The sequence below is a fragment of the Shewanella sp. A32 genome, assembly GCF_029167175.1.
GTDB classification, from domain to species: Bacteria; Pseudomonadota; Gammaproteobacteria; order Enterobacterales; family Shewanellaceae; genus Shewanella; species Shewanella yunxiaonensis.
On record NZ_JARFTS010000008.1, the window covers coordinates 93,753 to 116,200 of the forward strand.

The 22,448-nt window shown below is 47.5% G+C and carries 20 protein-coding genes; 16 read left to right on the plus strand and 4 right to left on the minus strand.

What is annotated here, in order from left to right; translation table 11 throughout:
* Positions 1-244: 244 nt before the first annotated feature.
* Positions 245-1,534 carry a citrate synthase gene (locus tag PY479_RS08395; protein WP_212596069.1) on the minus strand — a complete coding sequence of 430 codons (1,290 nt, stop codon included), beginning with the start codon at positions 1,532-1,534 and terminating at the stop codon, positions 245-247.
* A 408-nt stretch (positions 1,535-1,942) separates the two neighbouring features.
* On the opposite strand from PY479_RS08395, the gene sdhC reads away from it, so the two are divergent.
* From sdhC to sucD, 8 genes are all read left to right on the plus strand, one after another.
* Positions 1,943-2,338 carry a succinate dehydrogenase cytochrome b556 subunit gene (sdhC, locus tag PY479_RS08400; RefSeq protein ID WP_212596070.1) on the plus strand — a complete coding sequence of 132 codons (396 nt, stop codon included), beginning with the start codon at positions 1,943-1,945 and terminating at the stop codon, positions 2,336-2,338.
* Positions 2,332-2,679, plus strand: coding sequence for a succinate dehydrogenase, hydrophobic membrane anchor protein (sdhD, locus tag PY479_RS08405; RefSeq protein ID WP_212596071.1), 348 nt, complete (start codon positions 2,332-2,334; stop codon positions 2,677-2,679). The genes sdhC and sdhD overlap by 7 nt, the downstream gene beginning before the upstream one ends.
* Entirely contained in the window at positions 2,680-4,449 is a 1,770-nt protein-coding gene (gene sdhA / locus PY479_RS08410; protein ID WP_212596072.1) for a succinate dehydrogenase flavoprotein subunit, read from the plus strand.
* Between the two features lie 12 nt (positions 4,450-4,461).
* Positions 4,462-5,169 (plus strand): succinate dehydrogenase iron-sulfur subunit, encoded by a 708-nt coding sequence (locus PY479_RS08415; RefSeq protein ID WP_212596073.1) that lies wholly within the window; start codon positions 4,462-4,464, stop codon positions 5,167-5,169.
* A gap of 188 nt (positions 5,170-5,357) precedes the next feature.
* Positions 5,358-8,180: a 2-oxoglutarate dehydrogenase E1 component gene (gene sucA / locus PY479_RS08420; protein ID WP_275483478.1), complete on the plus strand. Its 2,823-nt coding sequence runs from the start codon at positions 5,358-5,360 to the stop codon at positions 8,178-8,180.
* A 27-nt stretch (positions 8,181-8,207) separates the two neighbouring features.
* Positions 8,208-9,404, plus strand: coding sequence for a 2-oxoglutarate dehydrogenase complex dihydrolipoyllysine-residue succinyltransferase (gene odhB / locus PY479_RS08425; RefSeq protein ID WP_212596075.1), 1,197 nt, complete (start codon positions 8,208-8,210; stop codon positions 9,402-9,404).
* Positions 9,405-9,484: 80 nt separating this feature from the next.
* On the plus strand, positions 9,485-10,651 hold the full coding sequence (sucC, locus tag PY479_RS08430) for an ADP-forming succinate--CoA ligase subunit beta (protein ID WP_212596076.1): 1,167 nt from the start codon (positions 9,485-9,487) through the stop codon (positions 10,649-10,651).
* A complete protein-coding gene (sucD, locus tag PY479_RS08435) occupies positions 10,651-11,523 on the plus strand; it encodes a succinate--CoA ligase subunit alpha (RefSeq protein ID WP_212596077.1) in 873 nt (290 codons plus the stop codon). The genes sucC and sucD overlap by 1 nt, the downstream gene beginning before the upstream one ends.
* A gap of 99 nt (positions 11,524-11,622) precedes the next feature.
* On the opposite strand, the gene fur is transcribed toward sucD, so the two are convergent.
* Positions 11,623-12,054 carry a ferric iron uptake transcriptional regulator gene (fur, locus tag PY479_RS08440; RefSeq protein ID WP_212596078.1) on the minus strand — a complete coding sequence of 144 codons (432 nt, stop codon included), beginning with the start codon at positions 12,052-12,054 and terminating at the stop codon, positions 11,623-11,625.
* Positions 12,055-12,302: 248 nt separating this feature from the next.
* Between fur and cobB the strand changes: the two genes are divergently transcribed.
* Both cobB and PY479_RS08450 read left to right on the plus strand, forming a co-directional pair.
* Positions 12,303-13,025: a Sir2 family NAD+-dependent deacetylase gene (gene cobB / locus PY479_RS08445; RefSeq protein ID WP_212596079.1), complete on the plus strand. Its 723-nt coding sequence runs from the start codon at positions 12,303-12,305 to the stop codon at positions 13,023-13,025.
* 183 nt (positions 13,026-13,208) lie between these two features.
* The gene (locus PY479_RS08450) at positions 13,209-14,351 is read left to right on the plus strand and encodes an RNA-guided endonuclease TnpB family protein (RefSeq protein ID WP_275483479.1); all 1,143 of its coding nucleotides are present in this window, start codon (positions 13,209-13,211) and stop codon (positions 14,349-14,351) included.
* 66 nt (positions 14,352-14,417) lie between these two features.
* Here the strand turns inward: PY479_RS08450 and bioA are convergent, their stop codons facing one another.
* The gene (gene bioA, locus PY479_RS08455; protein WP_275483480.1) at positions 14,418-15,740 is read right to left on the minus strand and encodes an adenosylmethionine--8-amino-7-oxononanoate transaminase; all 1,323 of its coding nucleotides are present in this window, start codon (positions 15,738-15,740) and stop codon (positions 14,418-14,420) included.
* 134 nt (positions 15,741-15,874) lie between these two features.
* Here bioA and bioB point away from each other — a divergent pair, with 134 nt between their 5' ends.
* From bioB to bioD, 4 genes are read left to right on the plus strand one after another with little or no spacing between them, the layout of a single operon-like run.
* Positions 15,875-16,939 (plus strand): biotin synthase BioB, encoded by a 1,065-nt coding sequence (gene bioB, locus PY479_RS08460; RefSeq protein ID WP_212596082.1) that lies wholly within the window; start codon positions 15,875-15,877, stop codon positions 16,937-16,939.
* Between the two features lie 14 nt (positions 16,940-16,953).
* On the plus strand, positions 16,954-18,084 hold the full coding sequence (locus PY479_RS08465; RefSeq protein ID WP_212596083.1) for an 8-amino-7-oxononanoate synthase: 1,131 nt from the start codon (positions 16,954-16,956) through the stop codon (positions 18,082-18,084).
* Positions 18,074-18,805 carry a methyltransferase domain-containing protein gene (locus PY479_RS08470; RefSeq protein ID WP_275483481.1) on the plus strand — a complete coding sequence of 244 codons (732 nt, stop codon included), beginning with the start codon at positions 18,074-18,076 and terminating at the stop codon, positions 18,803-18,805. The genes PY479_RS08465 and PY479_RS08470 overlap by 11 nt, the downstream gene beginning before the upstream one ends.
* Positions 18,806-18,837: 32 nt before the next feature.
* On the plus strand, positions 18,838-19,521 hold the full coding sequence (gene bioD, locus PY479_RS08475; RefSeq protein ID WP_212596550.1) for a dethiobiotin synthase: 684 nt from the start codon (positions 18,838-18,840) through the stop codon (positions 19,519-19,521).
* Between the two features lie 53 nt (positions 19,522-19,574).
* On the opposite strand, the gene pepE is transcribed toward bioD, so the two are convergent.
* Positions 19,575-20,294: a dipeptidase PepE gene (pepE, locus tag PY479_RS08480; RefSeq protein ID WP_275483482.1), complete on the minus strand. Its 720-nt coding sequence runs from the start codon at positions 20,292-20,294 to the stop codon at positions 19,575-19,577.
* A 273-nt stretch (positions 20,295-20,567) separates the two neighbouring features.
* Here pepE and htpX point away from each other — a divergent pair, with 273 nt between their 5' ends.
* Positions 20,568-21,434: a protease HtpX gene (gene htpX / locus PY479_RS08485; protein ID WP_212596086.1), complete on the plus strand. Its 867-nt coding sequence runs from the start codon at positions 20,568-20,570 to the stop codon at positions 21,432-21,434.
* A 317-nt stretch (positions 21,435-21,751) separates the two neighbouring features.
* Positions 21,752-22,105 carry a cytochrome c3 family protein gene (locus PY479_RS08490; protein ID WP_212596087.1) on the plus strand — a complete coding sequence of 118 codons (354 nt, stop codon included), beginning with the start codon at positions 21,752-21,754 and terminating at the stop codon, positions 22,103-22,105.
* Positions 22,106-22,448 lie beyond the last annotated feature (343 nt).

Genomic DNA, 22,448 nt, shown 5'->3' on the forward strand with positions numbered 1-22,448 from the left:
GCCATAAAAGCAAAACTGGTGCCATGATTAATAGTTATTGTTAATCAATATGTTATAAGTGTTTTTGATTGGATTTGTTGAATTTAACCAGAGAATGTAGCAAAAGCGTTTACTAGTTGGTGAAATTGACCAATCCAAGTGAGCAAATCGTTAAATGCGACTTACAAGGGGGTTAGATAGGGCGGATGGCAGATAAGTTGGAATGACTAATTAAAAAGGCGCCGAGGCGCCTTTTTTAGAGAAATCAAGAACGTTGATCTCGAGGGATGAAATCGCGTTGTTCGTGTCCGGTATACAACTGGCGTGGACGACTGATCTTATGTCCAGGTTGATCCAGCATCTCTTTCCAATGTGACACCCAACCTACGGTACGCGCTAAGGCGAAAATTACCGTAAACATGCTCGTTGGAATACCGATGGCCTTCATGATGATGCCAGAGTAGAAGTCTACGTTCGGATACAGTTTCTTGGAGATAAAGTACTCATCTTCAAGGGCAATACGTTCGAGCTCCATCGCAACGTCCAATAAAGGATCGTCGATCTTAAGTTCGCTCAACACTTCATGACAGGTTTCGCGCATCACTTTCGCACGAGGGTCAAAGTTTTTGTATACACGATGACCAAAGCCCATTAGACGGAACGGATCGTTCTTATCTTTGGCTTTTTCGATGAACTCAGGGATACGGTCAACTGAACCAATCTCTTCTAGCATCTTCAAGCATGCTTCATTGGCTCCGCCGTGAGCTGGGCCCCACAAGGACGCAATACCAGCGGCGATACAGGCGAAAGGGTTCGCGCCAGATGAACCGGCAAGACGCACGGTAGAAGTTGAGGCATTCTGTTCGTGGTCAGCGTGCAGGATAAATATGCGGTCCATCGCGCGCTCAACAATCGGATTCACCTTATATTCTTCACAAGGGACACCGAACATCATCTGCAGGAAGTTTCCTGCATAACTGAGGCTGTTACGCGGATACTGGAATGGCTGACCAACGGAATACTTGTAACACATCGCAGCAATTGTCGGCAGCTTTGCAATCAACCGATAGGCGGCAACTTCGCGGTGTCTTTCATCCGTAACGTCCAATGAATCTTGATAGAACGCAGACAGCGCTCCAGTAACACCACACAACATTGCCATCGGATGAGCATCACGTCTAAAACCACGGAAGAAAGCAGTCAGCTGCTCATGCACCATAGTGTGCATACTGACAGTCTTGCTAAAATCCTGGTATTGCTTTTTAGTCGGTAATTCTCCGTACAGCAGCAGATAACACAGATCCAGATAGTTGGATTCTACTGCTAATTGGTCAATAGGATATCCTCGATGCAGCAGAATACCTTTTTCACCATCTATATAGGTAATCGCTGATTCACATGAGGCGGTGGCAAGAAATCCTGGGTCGAAAGTAAAGTATCCTTTGCTGCCCAGTTTACTGATGTCGATCACATCGAAACCAGCCGTTCCCTGTTTTACTGGCAGTTCTATTGAGTCGTTCCCTGGAAGTTCCAATTTGGCTACTAATTCAGCCATACCCCAATCTCCTTAACTTCAATTATGTGAGTGCGGCGTATCAAACGGCAATTACTTTACAAGTAATCTAGATCACATTTCAATTTAAATAAGCGTTTAAATCCGTTAGACATTGGTATAGGTAAGACCAATTTCCCTGTTAACTCTATAGCTTACGGTAAAAACAGCCAAAAAAAATAAAATTTCAAGAATGTGATGTTTGTATTTGACTTTTGCCCCGAGTATACTTGCTGCGGTTCTTGGGGGCTATGAACAGAACGCTTTTACCTATCGCTGTATAATACATAAATATGATTTAGGTCAATTAGTTACCTGTTTATAATACGCAGACCATTTGCCGATGTAAAAATGTGACTTGCGTCACAAACTAATTTTCATCAAAATTGGTTCATATAACAAAAATGCTCAATGGAGCTGAGTGAGCAGAACGTGAAAAAGCAAAGACCTGTCCATCTAGATCTGCAGACCATTCGCTTTCCGGCGACTGCAATCGCATCCATCCTCCACCGTGTCTCTGGTGTCATCATGTTATTTGCTGTCGGTATTCTGTTGTGGCTATTAAATGCCTCATTACAGTCCGCCGAGAGCTTTAACCATGTGCAAACCATGCTCGATAGCTTCTTTGTAAAGTTTATCCTGTGGGGCATCCTTACTGTACTTGGCTATCACCTGTTGGGCGGTCTTCGCCACCTGGTGATGGATACCGGTCGCTGGGAAGAACTAGCATCTGGTAAAGCCTCTGCTAAGGCAGTGTTTATACTGGCAATTATATTTTCAGTGTTGGCGGGAGTATGGGTATGGTAACCAACGCAGCAAGTTTTGGGCGCAGTGGTGTCCATGATTTTATTATGTTGCGAGCAAGTGCAGTTATATTGGCATCCTATGCCGTATTCCTTGTCGCATTTGCCGCAGTAAGTTCTCCTCTCACCTATGATGTTTGGCATGGTTTGTTTGCTGCTATGCCAATGAAAGTGTTCACTTTGCTAGCCTTGATTGCGCTGCTGATCCACGCTTGGATTGGTGTCTGGCAGGTGCTCACTGACTACGTCAAGAACATTTCGCTGCGTGGGGTATTGCAGTTTGTATTTGTGGTGACTGCCTTTGTTTACCTGGCAGCCGGCATACTGATTGTCTGGGGGGTTTAAGTGGCTATTCCAGTTCGTGAATTTGATGCAGTTGTTATCGGTGCCGGTGGTGCTGGTATGCGTGCTGCGCTACAGATTTCTAAAGAAGGCAAGAGCTGTGCGCTTTTGTCTAAAGTATTTCCAACTCGTTCTCATACCGTATCGGCTCAAGGGGGCATTACAGTAGCGCTGGGTAACGCCCACGAGGACAACTGGCAATACCATATGTACGACACTGTGAAAGGTTCAGACTTTATCGGTGATCAGGATGCAATCGAGTATATGTGCCAGACTGGTCCTGAAGCGATTATTGAGCTGGAACATATGGGCCTGCCTTTTTCTCGTTTCGATAACGGTAAAATCTATCAACGTCCCTTTGGTGGTCAATCCAGGAATTTTGGTGGTGAACAAGCCGCTCGTACGGCTGCAGCTGCAGACCGTACCGGACACGCATTATTGCACTGCCTGTACCAGCAGAACGTAAAAAACAAAACTCAGGTGTTTTCTGAATGGTATGCACTGGATCTGGTAAAAAATGAAGACGGTGCCATTGTCGGTTGCACTGCGATGGAAATCGAAACCGGCGATATCGTGTACTTCAAGGCCAAGGCAACGGTTTTGGCTACCGGTGGTGCAGGTCGTATTTTTGCGTCGACTACGAATGCCCACATTAATACGGGTGATGGCGTCGGTATGGCTTCCCGCGCAGGCGTGCAGCTGCAGGACATGGAAATGTGGCAGTTCCATCCTACAGGGATTGCTGGCGCTGGTGTGCTGGTAACTGAAGGGTGCCGTGGTGAAGGTGGTTACCTGCTGAACAAGGATGGCGAACGTTTTATGGAACGTTATGCGCCCAATGCGAAAGACCTTGCTTCTCGTGACGTTGTTGCTCGCGCGATGATGACTGAAATTCGTGAAGGTCGTGGCTGTGTCGACGGTGATATCGGTCCACATCTGAAGCTAAAACTTGATCATCTGGGTAAAGAAACTCTTGAGGCCCGTTTGCCTGGCGTATGCGAATTGTCCCGTACTTTTGCTCATATCGATCCGGCTGATGGTCCAATTCCAGTAATTCCAACCTGTCACTATATGATGGGTGGCTTGCCAACCCGTGTTACCGGTCAGGTTATCCATCGTAATGAAGACGGTACTGAACAGGATGTAAAAGGTTTGTTCGCTGTCGGCGAAATTGCCTGTGTATCTGTGCATGGTGCCAACCGTTTAGGTGGTAACTCCCTGTTAGACTTAGTTGTTTTCGGTCGTGCTGCAGGCCATCATCTCGGCGAAGTGCTGAAAGATGGTGAAAGCCCTAAAGCCGCTACTGAAGAAGAGATCAATAAGTCGCTCGAACGTCTGAATCGCTGGGAAAGCAATAAAGACGGCGAAGACCCGTTCAAAATCCGTAAAGATTTGCAGATGTGTATGCAGATGCACTTCTCCGTATTCCGCACCGGTGAAGCCATGGCGGAAGGTCTGGAGGAGCTGCAGCAGATCCGTCAGCGTCTGGCAAATGCCAAGCTGTCTGACAACTCCAAAGAATTCAACACCCAGCGTATTGAATGTCTGGAACTCGATAACTTGATGGCGACTGCAATCGCATCGGCTTATGCGGCAAATTACCGTACTGAAAGCCGTGGGGCTCACAGCCGTGAGGATTATCCTGAGCGTGATGATGCTAACTGGCTATGTCACAGTCTGTTTGATCCGGTCAGCGAGACCATGAATCGTCGTCCAGTCAACATGGCACCGAAGTTCCGTGAAGCGTTTCCACCGAAGAAACGTACCTACTAAGGAGTTGTACAGATGAAATTGGATATCGCAGTTTATCGTTACAATCCTGATGTAGATACTAAGCCCTACATGCAGGATTACAGCTTGGAAATACCAGACGGCTCTGACCTGATGGTACTGGACGTGCTGTTGAAGCTCAAAGAGCAGGATCCATCGTTAGCTTTTCGCCGCTCATGTCGTGAAGGGGTTTGTGGCTCTGACGGCATGAATATGAACGGTAAAAACGGTCTGGCCTGTATCACTCACGTATCTTCCTTTAAAGGTAGCAAGCTGGAAATCCGGCCATTACCGGGTATGCCGGTGGTGCGTGATCTCGTGGTCGACCTGACTCAGTTCTACAAACAGTATGAAAAGATTAAACCTTACCTGATCAATGATGGTAAGCAACCAGTACGTGAGCATTTGCAATCTCCTGAAGAACGCGCACATTTGGATGGGTTGTACGAGTGTATTATGTGTGCTTGTTGTTCTACTGCATGTCCGTCATTCTGGTGGAATCCCGATAAGTTCGTTGGTCCTAGCGGTTTGCTACACGCATATCGTTTCCTGATCGACAGTCGTGATACTGCAACTGAAGAACGACTGGCGGATTTAGATGACGCATATAGCGTATTCCGTTGTCACGGGATCATGAACTGTGTTGATGTATGTCCAAAAGGGTTGAATCCAACCAAAGCTATTGGACATATCAAGTCCATGTTGTTGAAACGGGCGGTATAAATGCAAGAAGACAGCCAATCATCCATAATGGTATAGGCTCGTCTAGAGTCACTTCTTCCTAGCGGAGAGGTGGCTCTATTTTGTATGTAAAGGACAACAACTTGCCGCGCAATACGGAGATTTCTCTGGCGGTCTTTATCTGATGAACATCAGGCAATGCACCTATAGCAAGATTTAAAGGAACAGAAATGCACCAAGGCATCATGAAAGCTTGGCTCGAATCCTCCCACTTGAATGGGGCGAACTCGACCTATGTAGAAGAGATGTATGAAGCCTATCAAGAAGACCCAGAGTCAGTCTCCGCAGACTGGCGTGCGGTTTTTGATAACCTCCCTCCCGTCAATGGTGCGTCATCCGATGTACCGGAAGCAGCCCACTCCAAGATCCGTGACTATTTCCGTTCTCTCGCTACGGAAGGGCGCCATAAAGGTGCCGCTAGAGTGTCCGATCCCGAAGTGGATGCTAAGCAGGTTAAGGTTCTGCAGCTCATTAACGCCTATCGTTTCCGTGGTCACCAAAATGCTAACCTCGACCCATTGGAGTTGTGGAAGCGTGATAAGGTTGCGGAATTGGATCCGGCCTTCCACGGTTTAACCGCCGAGGATATGCAGCGTGAATTCAACACCGGGTCATTTGACCATGGTGGCGAAACCATGAAACTGGCAGATTTGCTGAATTCGTTGAAGGCAACCTACTGTGGTTCCATCGGCGCAGAATACATGCATATCACCGATACCGAAGAGAAACGTTGGATCCAGCATCGTCTTGAACCAACACTTGGTAAGGCCAGTTACGACCAAAAAGTAAAACACCGTATTCTTGAAGGGCTGAATGCTGCCGAGGGTATGGAAAAATATCTCGGGGCAAAATTCCCCGGAGCTAAGCGTTTCTCACTGGAAGGTGGTGACACGCTGGTACCTATGCTGCGTGAGATTATTTATCGCTCCGGTGATGCAGGTACGAAAGAGATTGTTATCGGTATGGCTCACCGTGGCCGACTGAACGTGCTGGTCAACATTCTCGGTAAACGTCCTGCAGAATTGTTTGACGAATTTGCCGGAAAACACCATGACAATTTAGGTTCTGGTGACGTGAAATACCATCAGGGCTTCTCATCTGATTTCGAAACTCCCGGTGGCAATGTCCATCTGGCGTTGGCGTTTAACCCTTCACATCTGGAAATTGTTAATCCGGTCGTCATGGGTTCTGTCCGGGCGCGTCAGGATCGCCGTGGTTGTACCGATGGTTTGCAGGTGATGCCAATCACTATTCATGGTGATTCAGCTATTACCGGTCAGGGCATCGTCCAGGAAACTTTCAACATGTCCCAAACTCGGGCATATAAAGTTGGTGGTTCCATCCGGATTGTGGTGAATAACCAGGTGGGCTTTACTACCTCTAATCACCAGGACGTGCGTTCTACCGAATATTCTACTGATATCGCCAAGATGGTGCAGGCACCAATTTTCCACGTCAATGCAGATGATCCAGAAGCGGTTGCCTTCATTGCACAGTTGGCAGTCGATTTCCGTAATACCTTTAAACGTGACATTTTAATCGATCTGGTTTGTTACCGTCGTCATGGTCACAACGAAGCGGATGAACCAAGTGCCACTCAGCCGCTGATGTATAGCAAGATTAAAAAGCATCCCACCACACGTAAGATCTATGCCGATAATCTGATCAACCAGCAAAGTATTTCAGCTGAAGAAGTCACTGCGATGGTCAACGATTATCGCGATGCCTTGGATAAAGGCGACTGTGTAGTTAAAGAGTGGCGGCCAATGACGCTGCACACTGTGGACTGGACTCCTTACTTGAATCGTGAGTGGGATGAAGTCTACGATGCCACCGTACCTCTGGAACATTTAAAAGAGCTGGCAAGTAAAATCAGTGATGTGCCAGAAGGCTTTAAACTGCAGTCGCGGGTCGAGAAAATCTATTCTGATCGTAAGTCCATGGCTGCCGGTGAGAAATTACTGGACTGGGGGGCTGCTGAGACTCTGGCTTATGCAACAATTCTTGAATTGCGTAAACGGGTAAGGATCAGTGGTCAAGACTCCGGCCGTGGTACTTTCTTCCATCGCCATTCCGTACTGCATAATCAGAATGACGGCACTACCTATCTGCCGTTGCGTAATGTTGCTGACAAGCAGGGCCCATTTGATATCAATGACTCCGTATTATCAGAAGCGTCCGTGCTGGCATTTGAATACGGTTACGCCACTGCTGAGCCGGAAGGTTTGGGTATTTGGGAAGCACAGTTTGGTGACTTTGCTAACTGTGCGCAGGTCGTGATTGACCAGTTCCTGTCTTCTGGTGAACAGAAGTGGGGCCGTTTGTGTGGTCTCACCATGTTGTTGCCTCACGGTTATGAAGGTCAGGGGCCTGAACATTCCAGTGCGCGTCTGGAGCGTTTCCTGCAGTTATGCGCTAACCACAACATGCAAGTGTGTGTACCTTCAACGCCAGCGCAGGTCTACCACATGCTACGGCGTCAGGTTGTACGTCCTATGCGTCGTCCGTTAGTGGTGATGTCACCTAAATCGTTGTTACGTCATCCGCTGGCAGTTTCCTCATTAGAGGAACTGGCCGAAGGGACTTTCCAGAACGTCATTGCTGAAGTTGACAGTTTGGACCCAACTAAGGTTGACCGTGTAGTTTTCTGTAGCGGTAAAGTCTACTACGAACTGCTGGAACGCCGCCGTAAAGAGAATATTGATAACGTTGCCATTATTCGTATTGAACAGCTGTATCCGTTCCCGCATGAAGAACTGGCAAAAGTGCTGGCCGATTACCAGCATGTGAAAGATTTTGTTTGGTGTCAGGAAGAACCTCAGAACCAAGGCGCTTGGTATTGCAGCCAGCATCATTTCTGGACCGCAATCCCTAAAGGTGCACAGCTGAGTTATGCTGGCCGTGAAGCTTCGGCAGCGCCAGCTTGTGGTTATCCTGAGTTGCATACGCACCAGCAAGAATCTTTGATTATCAGCGCATTAAATCTGAAGTAATAAATTTTTTAAAAAGGAAAGCGTTCCATGAGTATCGAAATCAAGGTACCAGTTCTGCCAGAATCCGTAGCCGATGCGACTATTGCCACCTGGCATGTGAAGCCCGGTGAGGCGGTGACCCGTGATCAGAATCTGGTGGACATCGAAACCGACAAAGTTGTACTGGAAGTGGTTGCGCCGGAAGACGGTTGCATCAGTGAATTTTTGGCTCAGGAAGGTGAAACCGTACTGGCTGAACAAGTGATCGCCAAATTTGAACCCGGTGCCGTTGTTGGTCAAGAAGTGACTAAAGCCCAGGCCGAAGCCAGCGCACCAAAAGCTGAAGCGGTTGCTGCTGAAGAAAGCAACGATGCGCTGAGTCCCTCTGTACGCCGTTTGGTTGCTGAACATAACGTAGACCCTAGCAAAGTTAAAGGTACCGGTGTCGGCGGCCGTATCACTAAAGAAGACGTAGAAGCCTATGTGAAATCTGCTGGAAAGGCTGCCCCTGCAGCGGCCCCCGCACCAGTAGAGCTGGCTGGCGATCGTAGTGAGAAACGTGTGCCCATGACTCGTCTGCGCAAGACCATTGCTACTCGTCTGCTGGAAGCAAAAAACTCTACCGCGATGTTGACCACATTTAACGAAGTCAACATGAAGCCAATCATGGATATTCGTAAGAAATATCAAGACGTATTTGAGAAAAAGCACGGTATCCGTCTTGGCTTTATGTCGTTCTATGTAAAAGCGGTAACTGAAGCACTGAAACGTTATCCAGAAGTGAATGCGTCCATTGATGGTGACGATTTGGTGTATCACAACTATTTCGATGTCAGCATTGCGGTATCTACCCCACGTGGTCTGGTAACGCCAGTACTGCGTGATACCGATACCTTGACTCTGGCTGATATGGAAAAAGCCATCCGCGATCTCGCTATCAAAGGCCGCGACGGTAAGTTGACCGTTGACGATATGATGGGCGGTAACTTTACCATCACTAACGGCGGTGTATTCGGCTCCCTGATGTCTACACCAATCCTGAATTTGCCACAGAGCGCAATTCTGGGTATGCACGCGATTAAAGATCGTCCGATGGCTGTAAATGGTCAGGTGGAAATCCTGCCCATGATGTACCTGGCTCTTTCCTATGACCACCGTATCGTTGATGGTCGTGAGTCAGTTGGTTTCCTAGTGACCGTCAAGGATTTACTGGAAGACCCAACCCGTCTGCTGCTTGACCTGTAAGGGGGACTACAGGCAGTGATCTCGTAGCTGGCCCGTTCGCGGGCCAGTTGGACTGAAACGTTGTAAACGGATAAATCATCATGAATTTGCATGAGTATCAGGCAAAAGCCTTATTTGCTGAATATGGTTTACCAGTGTCTGAGGGCTTCGCTTGCGATACCCCTCAGGAAGCTGTGGAAGCAGCTGGACACATTGGTGGCGACAAATGGGTCGTAAAATGTCAGGTGCATGCCGGTGGCCGCGGTAAGGCTGGCGGTGTAAAGGTAACCGGAGATAAAGAAGAGATCCGCGCCTTTGCTGAAAAATGGCTAGGCAAGAATCTGGTTACTTATCAAACCGATGAAAAAGGACAGCCAGTTGCTAAAATTTTGGTAGAAAGCTGTACTGACATCGCTAATGAACTGTATCTGGGTGCTGTGGTTGACCGTGCTTCCCGTCGTGTAGTGTTTATGGCATCTACCGAAGGTGGCGTGGAAATTGAGAAAGTTGCTGAAGAAACGCCAGAGCTGATCCATAAAGCGGTAATTGATCCAATTACTGGCCCTCAGCCTTTTCAAGGTCGTGATCTGGCGTTCAAACTGGGGCTGAATGCTAATCAGGTAAAACAGTTCACCAAGATCTTTATGGGTCTGGCGACCATGTTCCTGGATTATGATTTTGCATTGCTGGAAATCAACCCACTGGTTATCACTACCGAAGGCAACCTGCATTGCCTGGACGGTAAGATCGGTGTTGATAGCAACGCGCTGTTCCGCCAGCCAAAAATCAAAGATATGCACGATCCTTCACAGGATGACCCACGCGAAGCTCATGCGGCTAAATTCGAACTGAACTACGTGGCACTCGACGGTAACGTCGGCTGTATGGTGAATGGTGCTGGTCTGGCAATGGGGACTATGGACATTGTCAATCTGCACGGCGGTAAACCAGCTAACTTCCTCGATGTTGGTGGCGGTGCAACTAAGGAACGTGTATCAGAAGCATTCAAGATCATTCTGTCAGACAGCAATGTGAAAGCCGTACTGGTTAATATCTTCGGCGGTATCGTGCGTTGTGACATGATCGCGGAAGGTATTATCGGTGCCGTGAAAGACGTTGGTGTTAACGTACCCGTTGTCGTGCGTCTTGAAGGTACCAACGCCGAATTGGGTGCCAAGGTGCTCGCTGAATCCGGTCTGGACATTATTGCTGCCAAGAGTCTGACCGACGCTGCTCAGCAAGTAGTTAAAGCTGTGGAGGGCAAATAATGTCAGTTTTAGTCAATAAAGATACCAAGGTTATCTGTCAGGGTTTCACTGGCGGTCAAGGCACTTTCCACTCTGAACAGGCATTGGCCTACGGTACTCAACTGGTTGGCGGTGTGTCACCTGGTAAAGGTGGTTCTACTCATCTGGGCCTGCCAGTATTTAATACCGTAAAAGATGCTGTTGCTGGCACTGGTGCAACTGCGTCGGTGATTTATGTTCCCGCCCCTTTCTGTAAAGATGCCATCCTTGAAGCCATCGATAGCGGTATTCAGCTGATTGTTTGTATCACCGAAGGTATTCCTACACTGGATATGCTGCAGGTTAAAGTGAAGTTGGAACAGACTGGTGTACGCATGATCGGTCCTAACTGCCCTGGTGTTATCACCCCCGGCGAATGCAAAATCGGCATCATGCCTGGTCATATCCACAAGCCTGGTAAAGTAGGTATTGTATCTCGTTCCGGTACTCTGACTTATGAAGCAGTAAAACAAACTACCGATGAAGGCTTTGGTCAATCTACCTGTGTAGGTATCGGTGGTGACCCAATTCCTGGCACTAACTTCATCGACGTGCTGGAAATGTTCCAGAACGATCCTCAGACTGAAGCCATTGTCATGATCGGTGAAATCGGTGGTACTGCAGAAGAAGAAGCTGCAGCATACATTAAAGCCAATGTGACTAAGCCCGTTGTGTCATACATTGCTGGGGTGACTGCTCCTGCGGGTAAGCGCATGGGACATGCTGGTGCCATTATTGCCGGTGGTAAAGGTACTGCAGCTGATAAGTTTGCTGCATTGGAAGCCGCTGGCGTGACGACTGTTCGCTCTCTGGCTGACATTGGTAAAGCGCTGCGTGAAAAGACTGGTTGGTAATATCCAATCGGCATTAAAAAAGGCACCGAAAGGTGCCTTTTTTGTAAGTTAAGCGAATCAGGCTCTGACCCACTTTACAGCATTCATCTGCTGAGATGATTACTCTTCGCCGTGATCGCATTTACCATCGGTACTGACACCGTAAAGATACAAGCTGTGGTTGGTCAGTTTAATATTATGTTTGCTGGCAATCTCTTTTTGACGGCGTTCTATCACTTCGTCAGTAAATTCCATCACTTTACCGCATGTCAGACATACCAGATGATCATGATGCTCTTGGGTTGCCAGTTCGAAGACTGCTTTACCGCTTTCAAAATGGTGGCGTGTCACAATACCAGCATCATCAAACTGGTTTAGCACTCGATAAACCGTCGCCAGTCCTATCTCTTCACCCATGTCCAGCAATTTTTTATACAGATCTTCAGCACTGATGTGCTGATTTTCTGGACCCTGCATCAGTTCGAGGATCTTGACCCGAGGCAGGGTGACTTTCAATCCAGCTTTTTTTAGTGCCTGATTTCCATCTGTCATGGTTTATCTCTTCTTGCGGAACCCTTTGTTGAACTAGCGGTTCGGAATTGGATAGTAGATTTCATTATATGGGGCTTATTCAAAAACTTAAACCTTTGTTGGCGTTTTTGCGAGCATCTGTTACCCATTTATCGTTCCTTGTGGTAAAAGCTGGTTTTTACCATTAATTCTGGTGTGGTTATACCAAGGCACAATTGTTCCTGTATGGGGCAACATGCAAGATGACAAAAAAACAACAGGGGTAGGGGATGTACCATCACATTGTTGTACTTACTGGTGCCGGCATTTCTGCAGAGTCCGGCCTGAAGACTTTTCGCGATCAGGATGGCTTATGGGAGGAACATCGCATAGAGGATGTGGCAACACCAGAAGGTTACCAGCGAGATCCTGAATTAGTTGAGCAGTTTTACAATCATCGTTGGGAACAATTGAATGACGCCGCGGTAAAGCCAAATGCCGCACATGAAGCGTTAGCCAGACTTGAGCAGGAGTTTCCTGGTAAGTTGTTGCTGGTGACGCAGAACGTGGATAACTTACATGAACGTGCCGGTAACCGTAAATTGTTGCATATGCATGGCGAGCTGGGAAAAGGCCGTTGTCCCCGTTCGGGACAGATTTTTACCTTGGATGAACCGTTTGGCCCAGAGAATTGTTGTACATGCTGTATTCCTGCGCAACGTCTAAGACCTCACATTGTCTGGTTCGGTGAAATCCCTATCAGTATGGATCGCATTCATGACGAGTTAGAGCTTTGCGATTTGTTCATTGCTATTGGAACATCGGGCACGGTTTATCCTGCTGCAGGCTTTGTCGATATTGCTAATCACCATGGTGCCTTAACGGCAGAAGTGAATATTACCGCTAAAGAACCTCACAGTTTGTTTCACCTGCATTATCAAGGAAAAGCCAGCGAAATAGTGCCGGGAGTTGTAGATAAGATCTTGAAAGGAAGTTTGTTTTCTAAGACCTAGTGGTTAGAAAAATAAACTGGTGACCTCTGTCGCCAGTTTATTCCGTCACGGATGTTAGCAATTGCGCCGTAAACCCTCGGCCAATGCGGGCGGGGATATAAGGCGCTTCTCAAGCAGTGAGAACGGCTTGAGAAAAATCCTTTCTTCGGTATGATATCTGTATATCTATCCAGTGTTGAGTTTATGTTAAGAGCAACGAAAGTACGCATTTACCCAACATCAGAGCAAGCTGAGTTTTTAATCGCTCAGTTTGGTGCTGTGCGTTTTGCGTATAACAAAGCCCTGCATATTAAGTCTCACATGTACCGCAAGCATGGTGTATCTTTAAGCCCTAAAAAGGACTTAAAGCCATTGCTTGCTGCGGCGAAAAAATCACGAAAATATCAATGGCTCAAGCAGTTCGATTCCATTGCGTTGCAGCAATCGGTCATTAATCTGCATACCGCTTTCGACAATTTCTTTAACCCGAAGCTAAAAGCAAAATATCCGCAGTTCAAACGCAGACACGGCAAGCAATCAAGTTATCACTGTGTCGGTGTTAAAGTGTTGGATACCGCGATTAAGCTGCCAAAGATGCAGCCAGTAAAGGCAAATATCCACCGAGAGATTATCGGGCAAGTAAAGAGCATTACTGTCAGTCTAAGCAAAGTAGGCAAGTTCTACGCCTCTATTCTTGTTGATGATGGAATAGAAATGCCTAGCCTTATACATTCGGTGAGTAAGGTTACAGGTATCGATCTAGGCTTATCTCATTTTGCAATTCAATCCAATGGCAGAAAGACTGCGAACCCTCGATTTGTAAAACTTGCTGAACAGAATCTCAGACGCAAACAACGCAAGTTATCAAGAAAGAAAAAAGGCAGTGCAAACAGGGCTAAAGCCCGTTTGCTGGTTGCCAAGTGCCATGAAAAAGTAGCGAACGCTCGCGCTGATTTTCAACATAAACTCAGTCGAACCCTTGTTGACGAAAACCAAGCAATAATCGTAGAGACTCTGAAATCAGCCAATATGATGAAAAAACGCAAATTGGCAAAGCATATTGCTGATGCAAGCTGGAACAGTTTTATTAATAAGCTGGAATATAAGGCAAAGGAGCAAGGCAAGCACCTGATAAAAATAGATCAGTGGTATGCCAGCTCTAAAACTTGCCATTGCTGCGGTCATAAAATGGAAGAAATGCCATTATCAGTTCGTCAGTGGGATTGCCCTAACTGCGGAACACCGGATATAGATCGGGACTTAAATGCCGCTCTTAATATCCGTGATAAAGGGATTCTGGAATTAAAAGCGGCTGGACGGTCGTTTTTGCTTATGGAAGCTGCGTAAGTCTCGATACTATCGAGCAACGGCTAACGAAATAAGAAGCATCACCCGATTAAGGGCGGTGAGTAGTCACCCATGGCTGAGTGTTTGCTGGTGGGAATGTTGCTGTATTTGCGGAAGTAATGTTGCAACTTCAATCATTGCCTGAGTCAGTTGACTAAGTTGCTCAGCTGCAATGATGTATGGTGGCATAATGTAGATAAACCGACTAAATGGACGCACCCACACCCCACGTTTAACAAACTCTGCTTGCAGCACGCCAGTATTCACGGGCTCATGCAGCTCAAGTACGCCCACCGCACCTAAAACGCGAACATCTTTCACGGCGGGTAATGAATGCGCCGCAGCTAATTCCTGGCGCATCTGGGCCTCAATCGTCCTGACTTGCTGGTGCCATTTCCCAGACGCCATCAGTGACAGACTGGCGCGCGCCGCACTACAGGCGAGTGGGTTGGCCATAAATGTTGGACCATGCATAAAGACGCCTGCGGGCGATTGGTTAATACCCGCAGCGACTTCATCATTGCACACTGTAGCAGCCAAGCTGATGTAACCGCCGGTGAGGGCTTTGCCAACACACATAATGTCAGGGGAAATGCCCGCATGATCACAGGCAAATAGCGCTCCGGTACGACCAAATCCGGTGGCAATCTCATCCGCAATTAATAATACCTGGTACTTATTACACAGTTGTCGTGCCAGTTTAAGATAGTCAGCACTGTAAAACCACATCGCGCCAGCGCCCTGCATTACCGGTTCCAGGATAAGCGCGGCAATTTGCTGATGATGTTGTTCCAGTACTTGTTGTAAACCATCAATATCAGACTGGCATAACGGTTCACCAAAGCGGCTTTTAGGGGCCGGGGCAAATAATTGCGGTGTGACATTGTCACCAAACATGGTGTGCATGCCTTCCTCGGGGTCACATACACTCATTGCTGCAAACGTATCACCATGATAACCATGACGAATGGTGAGAATTTTTTGCTTTTGCGGAACGTTACGACCTTGCCAATATTGCAATGCCATTTTCAGCGCGACTTCCACCGCGATCGAGCCGGAATCGGCCAGGAACACTTTCGTCAATGACCGGGGCAATAATGCTAATAATTGCCGACTAAGTTCAATGGCACTCTCATGAGTGATACCGCCAAACATCACGTGACTCAGTCGTTGTAACTGCTGTTGCATGGCATCGACGATAACGGGATGCTGATAACCATGGATGCAAGCCCACCAGGAGCTGGTGCCATCAATCAACTGCTTGCCGTTTTCCTGAACCAACGTTGCGCCTGATGCCGAAGCAATACCAAACACCGGTGCTGGGTGAGACATGGAACTGTATGGGTGCCACAGATGTTGCCGATCAAATGCATAATCAATATTGTTCATATTATAACCAGATGTAAACCTGTTAAAATAAATGGCGTTGACTAACGTCGGCGCACGGGTATGCTAGCCAAATTTAGTAAGGCCTTCAAGTCGCCTTGGCTATTGGTATGAGTATTCAATAGGAACCCGTGTTTATGTCGCAGATGCAATTACGCCATGATTGGCAGCGTGAAGAAATCGAAGCACTTTTTGCTTTGCCAATGAATGATTTATTGTTTCAGGCACATACACTGCATCGGCAACATTTTAATCCAAATGAGATCCAGGTAAGTCGGCTGTTGTCTATCAAAACCGGCGCGTGTCCTGAGGACTGTAAATATTGTCCACAAAGTGCGCGTTATGACACCGGGCTGGAGCAGGAACGTCTGCTAGAACTGGAAAAGGTTGTCACTGAAGCTCGCAGTGCCAAAGCCGCGGGAGCTACACGTTTCTGTATGGGCGCCGCATGGCGCAATCCTAAACAGCGTGACATGCCATATCTGACACAAATCGTGAAAGAAGTAAAAGCGCTGGGATTGGAGACCTGCATGACACTGGGAATGCTAGATGCTCAGCAGGCGCAAGAACTGGCTGACGCCGGATTGGATTATTACAATCACAATCTCGATACATCGCCGGAATTTTATGGCGATATCATCACCACTCGCACCTACCAGGATCGATTAGACACGCTGGAACGTGTTCGCGCTGCTGGCATGAAAGTGTGTTCAGGCGGCATTGTCGGCATGGGTGAAACGGTCACCGATCGCGCCGGCTTGCTGCAGCAGTTGGCCAATATGCCAAAACATCCAGATTCTGTACCGATTAACATGCTGGTGAAAGTTACTGGTACGCCGTTGGCACAACAACAGGATCTGGACCCACTTGAGTTCGTCAGAACCATTGCCGTCGCACGCATCATGATGCCATTGTCACGAGTTCGGTTATCGGCTGGACGGGAAAAAATGACCGACGAACTGCAGGCAATGTGTTTCTTCGCTGGCGCTAATTCCATTTTTTACGGCTGTAAATTGTTAACAACTACTAATCCCGAGGAAAACGATGATATGAACCTCTTTCGTCGTCTTGGGGTAAAACCCGAGCAGGGACAAGCCGCGATGGTGGAAGATGAAGGCACAGAACTGAAACATGCGGTAAATCATGCCAAAGCGGTTGCAGATAAAGTCAGTGGCCAGTTCTATGATGCCGGAGCGCTGTAATTCTGGGTACTGCTATGACGCTGTTACAACGTATTGAAACTCGTAAGCAACAATTGCAAGACGCTGGTTTATGGCGTGACCGTCAAATGACCACGCCCATCGCGGGGTCTCCACGGTTATTAGTGCGCAATGGTAAGCCGCTGGTCGATTTTGCTGGGAATGACTATCTTGGTTTGGCCTCGCACCCACAGGTGATTGCAGCGCAAACCGCCGCATTAGCAACATATGGTGCAGGCAGTACTGCCTCACCGTTAGTCAGTGGCTATAGCGAGGCTCATGCGATGCTGGAGCAGCAACTCTGTGCGGCATCTGGTGCTGAGGCAGCGTTACTGCTCTCAAGTGGTTTTGCGGGTAATGCTGCGTTGCTGAAAACGCTGTTTGCCGCAGAAGATACTGTTGTTGCCGACAAATTGATCCATGCATCCATGATCGATGCGTTACGGGATCATCAAGTCACCCTTAAGCGCTTCCCTCACAATGATATCGACGCAGCAGAGCGACAACTGGCTAAAGCGCCAGGCAGCGCGTTAGTCACTGAATCAATTTTCAGCATGGACGGTGATGAAGCTCCGATGGGAGCGTTAGCTGAATTATGCCAACGTTATCAAAGTCCGCTCATCATAGACGATGCTCATGGCTTCTTATTAAGTGACTCTTTATCGGTTAAACCATTTGCTCGATTAGTGACCTTTGGAAAAGCTTTGGGGGGACAGGGCGCCGCCATTCTCGGCTCGCAGACCCTCATTGACTATTTGGTGGCTAATGCACGCGAGTATATCTATTCGACTGCGCTGGCTCCGGCCGCCTGTGCCGGAGTTTCTCAAGCATTGGCATTGGCGTTAGATGGTCACTTGCAGCAGCGGCTCAACGAAAATATCCAGTTATTTCATGACGAATGTCAACGCAGGAATATTACGCTGATGGCATCGCGCAGTGCCATTCAGCCGTTAGTACTGGGCGATAGTGCCAGAGTTATGCTGGTGGCCAACAAATTACAGCAACGTGGTTTTCTGGTCGGTGCTATTCGGCCTCCAACCGTGCCGCATGGCCAGGGGCGTTTGCGGCTGACGCTAAGCGCTGCCCATCAGCCACAGCAACTCATCGATCTGGCCAAGGCAATCGCGGAATGTTGTGATGAATGCTGAAATAATGCAAGTGGCGGCAAGGTTTTCCCGCGCGGCCTCTATCTACGGTGAACACGATACCGTGCAGCGCATGACTGCTCGTATGTTGTTGGATGGTATGGCTTGTCAGGGGGGGCATTGGTTAGATCTTGGCTGCGGACCCGGCACTGCATTTTCTTCATTTCAACCCGAGCGTGTTACAGCCTTAGATATCGCACCCGCGATGCTAAAAAAGCTAAGGATTGATTTCCCAACCTATTCGCCAATATGTGCTGACGCTCAGAATTTACCATTTAAAAACAGAATGTTTGATGCAGTTTATTCTAATCTGGCTTTACAATGGTGCGAGGATCTTGGGGCTGTCGCGCGTGAACTTAAGCGGGTTTTGCGTACCGGCGCTAAAGCGCGATTGTCTCTGGTCGCAGGCAACAGTTTGCCGCAACTGTCTATGTTAGGCCTGTCGCGCAAAAAATTTGCTGGCGTTGGTGAAATATCACATCAGTTTAGTTCGGTGGATTGGCAGACTCTGCACGTTGAACAACAGGAATTAACTTGCTACTTCGATGATCTCAGAAGCTTACTGTATTCCTTAAAAGGCGTTGGCGCGTCGATGATAGCGACACATCGCGGATTGCGTGGTCGTCAACGCTGGCAACAATTACAACAAACGGCTGAATCACTGAGAACGGCGAGGGGAATACCGCTAACGTATAACATTGTATTGATCACCGCTTGCAACTGAATAAGGGCGGTATTTTTAGGGAAAACATCATGATTTTTTTTGTCACAGGTACTGATACCGACAGTGGCAAGACTCACGTAGCTGCGGCAATGCTGCATAAAGCACGCACTTCATACCGCATGAAAACCGTGGGTGTAAAACCTATCGCTTCCGGGTGCGAGCGCACCGCCGACGGTTTGCGTAATGCTGATGCGCGGATGCTCATTGCCGAGTCGACGCTGAAGCTGGACTACAACAAAATTAATCCCTTCACTTTCGAACCAGCCATCGCACCGCATATTGCTGCTGCCGATATCGGGGTAGATTTAAGCCCGGAGGAAGTATTTGCGCAGCTAGATCTGACCCAGTATGCCATGGCGGATTTTTGTTTGGTGGAAGGTGCCGGTGGTTGGCGACTGCCCCTTGGTGATAACCGTTACCTGTCTGAAACCGTGGTAGCGTTGGCGATGCCGGTGATCATCGTCGTGGGAATGAAACTCGGCTGCTTGAATCACGCTGTGATGACGGAGGAATTGGTGCGCGCTGATGGCCTACAAGTCGCCGGTTGGGTGGCAAATCGGGCTCAGGCTGATATGGCAAGATTTGAAGAAAATTTGGCAAGCCTCAAACAAATGATGCAGTCACCGTGTCTCGGCGTTATACCGCATCTGACAGAGCCATCGGTTGAGGACATGGCGAGTTATTTAGATTTAACGCCATTAATGCAGCAGCGTTAATTGATCGCGTTTAAAGAGCCATCGTATCAGATGGCTCTTTAAACGCAGACTCATCAAATAGCAGAAAGTAGCATATGTGACAGATCGCTGCCGATTGGTACCGGTATTTCCTGCTCCACACCACTGAATAAATACGCGTCTTTATCGCCTAGCAGCGATAGCTTATCGTCTTGTAGCCTTAATGCGGAACCTTCCTGAATTCCCAGTACCGGTGTTTGTGGATCAACACAAGTAAATTCCAGGATCCGTTGCGCTCTAGATTCGCCATTATGACCAGGTAAGGTCACATTGCTGTAATGTGGGTTGATTTGGAATGGTAGCAATCCAAGCGCAGTAAATGACGGCGGTTCAATAATCGGCATGTCATTGGTGGTTCGAATGCTCAGCCCCGCGATATTTGAGCCGGCACTCCAGCCAATGTACGGTTTACCCGCTGCAGTTTGTTCTCGGATAAGATGCAGCAAATCGTAACGATATAACTCATGCAGTAAATGGAAGGTGTTACCACCGCCCACCAGAATACCGTCAGCATCACGTATTGCCTGCTTAGGATCGCCATATTGGTGAATTGACGATATATCTAATTTTAGTGGAGCCAGCCCATTGACTACGGCTTCCAGATAGGTGTCATAAGTCATGCTGACACCCGCATAGGGGATAAAGATCCACTTGCGTGCAGATACAGTAAGCGGCTCAATATAACTTAGGGCGTGTGCTAGGTAGGGAGTGTTGCCAACTCTGGAACTACTCAGTAATAATGCATTAAATGCCATACAGTCGTCCTGACTGGTCAATTGGTCTGTCCATCTTAGCAAAAAGCATTACACAGCAACAACGGCTTGCCGCTATCACTTCAGTGAATGCTCATGTTCTATTAAGTTTGGTTTAATCAGTGGTTTCTAGACTGCAGCCATTCTGCAATGAGGCCGCGGACTTACGCTTAAATAAACATAAATTAATCTGACGTTCTCTTGAAAAGCAGTATTTTGGACATATTATGTCTGTATCAAATGATAATGTAGCGGATTTCATGCACAGGAGCTGATATGAAGCGTGTGATTCTGTTGATAGCGACAAACTTAGCTATTTTAGCGGTAGCTTCCATTGTGATGTCGTTGTTAGGTGTTAACAGCCGTTCGATGGAAGGGCTTTTGGTATTTGCCGCAATATTTGGTTTTGGCGGTGCCTTTATCAGTTTGGCTATTTCTAAATGGATGGCTAAACAAGCTATGGGGTGTGAGGTTATCACTAATCCTCGTGATAATACTGAAAGATGGTTAGTGGAAACTGTTGCGCGTCAGGCTCAGCAACTCGGACTGAAAATGCCAGAGGTGGCAATTTATCAGTCACCAGAGATGAATGCATTTGCTACCGGACCGAGTAAAGACAACTCATTGGTCGCGGTGAGTACCGGTTTATTGTACGGCATGAATGCTGATGAAGTTGAGGCGGTGCTGGCGCACGAAATGAGTCACGTTGCTAATGGTGACATGGTAACGTTAACCCTCATCCAAGGTGTGGTGAACACCTTCGTGATCTTTGCCGCGCGGGTGGTGGCAGGTATCGTCAGCAATGTCGTGGCTAATAATGACGAAGAGGGTGAAGGTCTTGGCACCTTTGCGTACATGGGCGTGGTATTTGTGATGGAAATGCTGTTTGGTATCTTGGCATCGCTTATCGTTGCATACTTCTCTCGTGTAAGAGAATTTCGTGCTGATGCAGGCTCTGCAAAATTGGTCGGTGGTAACAAGATGATTGCGGCGCTGGAACGGTTGCGTCAGGGGCCGGCTGTAGGTGATATGCCTGCTACCATCTCCGCCTTTGGCATCAATGGTAAGCGTTCAATGGCTGAACTGTTTATGAGCCATCCACCATTAGAGAAGCGTATCGAAGCATTACGTAGCGCTGCGTAATTGAAACAAAATCATGCATGAAGAAGGTCTTTTTAGGCCTTCTTCAGTTTTAATTAAGCGTTTGCTGTCAAATGTATTACTGACTGTTTTATCAAGTAAAATTTTTGTAAAAGTCCATCCAAGTTCGCAGTTAACTTGATTTAGCGCACATTTTGTTTAATCCGTTGTTGTTAAAGTAACGCCGACTTAAATTTAGTTTGCTTAGTACCTAAAGCTTGGCTAAGTTAATTTGAAGTCGTGCTATTTACTGGCGGCTGGATGGGGGTCAACCCTGACATAAGAATTCCCAGTAGCTGTCAAAACTCGAGGATATGATTATGAGCAAGAAACTGTTAAGTGCATTGTTTGGTGCAAGTCTGGCTGCTCTGGCAATGTCTCCTGCTGCATTTGCCGCAGATCAGAAGATCAATGAGTTCCACGCCGATATGGGCGGTGGTTGTGAGACTTGCCATAAAGATGGTGCGCCATCTTCTGATGGTGTATACGAGTTCCAGCAGTGCCAGAGCTGTCACGGTCCGCTGGCTGATATGGACGCTGTGCACAAGCCACACGATGGCAAACTGCAGTGTAACGATTGCCACAAAGTACATGATGAAGTCGTAGGTCAGCGCCCAACTTGTGAAGGCTGCCACGATGATGGTCGTACTGCTGAAAAAATTCTGGGTAAATAAGTAACTCTATAACAGTTACTTCCCATTACTTAAAAATGCCGACATAACGTCGGCATTTTTTTTGTGAATTCGACAGCCACAATGATTAATTTCACTCAGGGTTTAAATGCTCCAATGTAAACGCCCGATGAGCGAGTCGGTGTTGTCTAGAGCGTTTGGGTGAGTGAACCCGCTATTTTCACCATAGAAATTCAATTTTACATCGATAAAATATACCTATATAGAGGTATGAAAACCCATATATACCTCTTTATAGGTATATGATTTATAAGGAAAAATTGCACCATTCTTGTTCAGAGGAATACTTTTTTGCCCTGTTGTTGCGCAAAGGTTAAAGATAAAA